Here is a 3,512-nt window from a genome sequence, read left to right as displayed (position 1 = left end):
AGGAAAAACAACTGCTTCCTCTTTTGCCATATGTTCCATCAATTCTTTTTTGAATTCATAAAAGAGTTCATTCACCTGTAATAATTCTGGGTGGTTATCACCGTGGACACGTGATACTTTTGTTACATATGGACTAAGCAGCGTTAATTCCTCTTCTGATACACGATGGTAATTGGAGATGACATGATTAATAATCGTAGTTGAATCAGAGTTAGTCCAAACTTCAACGTCTTTTTCGGCATTTTCATATGTTTCTAATACTTCTTTTAATTCCTCTAATAAAGTATCAAGGTTAAGATTATTTTGCGTGACAGCAGTAGCTAATGGAATGTTACCTCCACAGCAAAAATCAATCCTGTTCTTTTTAAAAACATCACTTGTTTTCGGTAATTCATTTACAATATCTTTAACTAATGAATCTGCAGTAATAGTGAAACTCATCGTATATTTCCTCCTTAAAAAATACTGTTGAGTAAATCTACGGTAATTATAATTTATAAAAGCAATAAATTAGGTGACCTGAATCACACATTCGATATGATTTACATTTTTATGTTTGAATTCCTTTAAATTGTGACATTTGATATGTTGTTATGTTTCTAATAAGCTTATAATGAAGGTTATTCAATGATTAATGGTATATATCAAAAACAGATATATGTTTATCGCAGGAGTTGATGATTTTGTTTGAAAGAAGAAAACCAATACCAATTGGGGAAGCTGTCCAAAAAATTATGGAATATCAATTACCGGGTGTGATCGAGAAGGTTTCAATAAATGAAAGTTATGGCCGCTTTTTATCAGAGGATTTAATTGCAACAAGTGATGTTCCTCATTTTGATCGGGCTCCCTACGATGGCTTCGCTGTCAGGTCAATCGATACCCGTGATGCTTCACAAACGAACAAAGTTGAGTTTGAAGTTGTCGATCATATTGGTGCTGGAATGGTATCAAAAAAAGTAATTGGTGCGTTCCAAGCTGTAAGAATTATGACTGGAGCGATGATGCCAGAGGGTACAGACGCAGTGGTTATGTTCGAACTTGCACAGGGATACGAAAAGAATGGAATTCCCTATATGTCAATTAAACGCCGCTTTAAAAAAGGTGATAATGTTTCATTCAGTGGAGAGGATGCCAAGCAAGGTGAAATCTTGGTTAGAAAAGGGACGTTAATCAATCCTGGGATACAGGCCATGCTTGCGACATTTGGATATGAACATGTAGCCGTAGCAAAAAAACCTCTTGTCGGTTTATTTGCTACAGGGACGGAACTGTTAGAGGTGAACGAGCCCCTAGTTCCTGGGAAAATTCGTAACAGTAATTCCCATATGATTGCAGCGCAAATAGAAAGAGCTGGAGGGATTGTCCGCTATTTTGGCAAGCTCCCGGATGAGTTTGATACCTGTTTTGAAGCAGTGAAGAATGCTTTAAACAATGTTGACTTGTTAATTACAACCGGAGGGGTTTCAGTGGGTGATTTTGATTATCTGCCTGCTATTTATGAAAAGCTTGGTGCGGAGGTTTTCTTTAATAAAGTTGCCATGCGGCCTGGAAGTGTGACGACCGTGGCACAGTTTAATCGCAAGCTTCTATTTGGGCTTTCGGGAAATCCATCAGCATGCTATGTAGGGTTTGAATTGTTTGCCCGCCCCATCATCCGAAGAATGCTTTTTTCAGAAAAACCGCATCTTCGAATTGAAAAAGCTCTATTAGAGGTGGATTTTCCTAAAGCAAATCCATTCACTAGGTTTGTTCGAAGTTCAACGTTTATCGATGCGGGAAGACTAAGGGCCACACCGAGTGGACTCGACAAGTCTAACATCATTATGAGCCTTTCTGGGGCTAATTCATTGATGATTCTTCCAGGCGGAACTAGAGGCTATGCAGCTGGCAGTGAAGTCGATGTCCTGCTGCTTGAAGATCAAATTGGTAGTGAATGGCCTTGGTAACTCCTGTCATCTTTCAAGTGGTCGGTTATCAAAATAGTGGAAAGACAACAATCACTTCAAAGTTGATAAACCTGTTAGCAGAAAAAGGGGTTAAGACAGTTACCATAAAGCATCATGGGCATGGTGGCAGACCAGGATATCTACCACTGAAAGATACGGACAAACATGTAAAGGCAGGAGCACTTGCATCAATCGTCGAAGGGGACGGATGTTTACTCCTCCAAGCCGAGAACCATTATTATTCGCTTGAAGACCAGATAGAATTGATGACATTTTTTCAGCCAGATGTGATATTAATCGAAGGCTACAAACTAGAGTCTTTTCCAAAGTTGCTGTTATTAAGAGATGAAAATGACCTTTCTTTATTAAAAAGCGTGTCCAATATTGCTGCTATTGTATACTGGAAAGACAAAATGGATAAGGTAATCACTTTGACAACTAATATCCCTTGCTTTCATATTGATGATAAAAGGGCGATAACTTGGACTTTGAAATTACTTCAAGAGCTTGTTCATAAAATGGATCAAAAAAGTTAAGAAGATGTCACAAAGAGAAGGCGAAGGCCTTCTTTTTTATGGAATTATGTGATGTGTTTCACTTATATTTTTGCTTAGCTAGCTTATATTTAGGCTAGTCAGGAAAAAGGAGTGAAAATAATGAAGTTATTTTTACCGAAGCAACATGGTGCATGGGCAATGCTAATCATACCTTTTTGGCTTGGTGTCATTAAAGGAGGATTCATATGGCAACATATCCCGTTTTTCATCGGCTGGCTCTTGTTATACTTGGCAACCTATCCGATGCTCCTCTTATTTAAAAGAAAAAAAATCTCTTTTTATTCAAAATGGACTCTTTTATATATGATTCCATCGTTACTATTTTTACTTTTTCCTCTGTTTGAAAGACCATCAATTATATATTTTGGCCTTCTGATGCTGCCGTTTTTTATGATAAATGCTTTTTATACTTCAAAGAATCAAGACCGGGCGTTTATGAATGATCTCAGTGCGGTTTTTGCCTTTTCAATTGCCGGATTAGCAAGCAGTTATTTAACAGATGGGGAAATAAACTTCGAGACAATTGTTTTCACCTTTTTAACATCGGTCCTATTTTTTGTTGGCTGTACCTTTTATGTAAAAACAATGATTAGGGAAAAGAAGAACACCCAATTTAAATGGATTTCATGGTTTTACCATATTATGTTAGTTTTAATTTGCTTTGGTTTAGGTGTTTGGATTGTTGCATTAGCATTTATCCCTAGTTTACTAAGAGCGATTGTTTTTTATGGCAGGTCATTATCCCCGAAACAAATTGGCATTTACGAAATCATAAATTCCGCACTATTCTTTACGATATCAGCTATTCAAATAGGTATACTAACATAAAAAAGAATCGGTCAAATGACCGATTAAGGCTATCGAAAAACTTTCGATAGCCTTTTTTGGGTACAATAATCTTTAATAATTCGCCGCGTTAAGTTGTTGTAGAATTATTAATGCATGGTCTATGCAACTTGTCTATTGATTTGCGCTCCAGGCGCTTCGCTTTCCGCGGGCGTGCCGG

The 3,512-nt window shown here is 37.4% G+C and carries 4 protein-coding genes; 3 read left to right on the top strand and 1 reads right to left on the bottom strand.

Going from position 1 to position 3,512, the window contains the following annotated elements; translation table 11 throughout:
- A partial coding sequence (locus V7659_RS09165; RefSeq protein ID WP_335539592.1) for a DUF542 domain-containing protein occupies positions 1-441 on the bottom strand: 441 nt, incomplete at its 3' end.
- 242 nt (positions 442-683) lie between these two features.
- Here V7659_RS09165 and V7659_RS09160 point away from each other — a divergent pair.
- The 3 genes from V7659_RS09160 to V7659_RS09150 all read left to right on the top strand — a co-directional run bounded on the left by V7659_RS09160 (position 684) and on the right by V7659_RS09150 (position 3,334).
- Positions 684-1,949 carry a molybdopterin molybdotransferase MoeA gene (locus V7659_RS09160; RefSeq protein ID WP_335539590.1) on the top strand — a complete coding sequence of 422 codons (1,266 nt, stop codon included), beginning with the start codon at positions 684-686 and terminating at the stop codon, positions 1,947-1,949.
- On the top strand, positions 1,937-2,485 hold the full coding sequence (gene mobB, locus V7659_RS09155; protein ID WP_335539589.1) for a molybdopterin-guanine dinucleotide biosynthesis protein B: 549 nt from the start codon (positions 1,937-1,939) through the stop codon (positions 2,483-2,485). Before V7659_RS09160 ends, mobB begins: the two co-directional genes overlap by 13 nt.
- A gap of 120 nt (positions 2,486-2,605) precedes the next feature.
- Complete coding sequence (locus V7659_RS09150) at positions 2,606-3,334, top strand: YwiC-like family protein (protein ID WP_335539587.1); 729 nt, start codon at positions 2,606-2,608, stop codon at positions 3,332-3,334.
- The last annotated feature ends 178 nt before the right edge of the window (positions 3,335-3,512 follow it).

It is taken from the genome of Neobacillus drentensis (assembly GCF_036966985.1).
Classification (GTDB): domain Bacteria; phylum Bacillota; class Bacilli; order Bacillales; family Cytobacillaceae; genus Neobacillus; species Neobacillus drentensis_E.
The sequence above is the reverse complement of the archived record's forward strand: the minus strand, read 5'-3'. Positions and strand labels throughout refer to the sequence as shown.

Bases quoted from the DNA above. Each gene is read 5' to 3' on its own strand.
- mobB (WP_335539589.1), top strand. From the start codon at position 1,937: ATGGCCTTGGTAACTCCTGTCATCTTTCAAGTGGTCGGTTATCAAAAT.
- V7659_RS09150 (WP_335539587.1), top strand. From the start codon at position 2,606: ATGAAGTTATTTTTACCGAAGCAACATGGTGCATGGGCAATGCTAATC.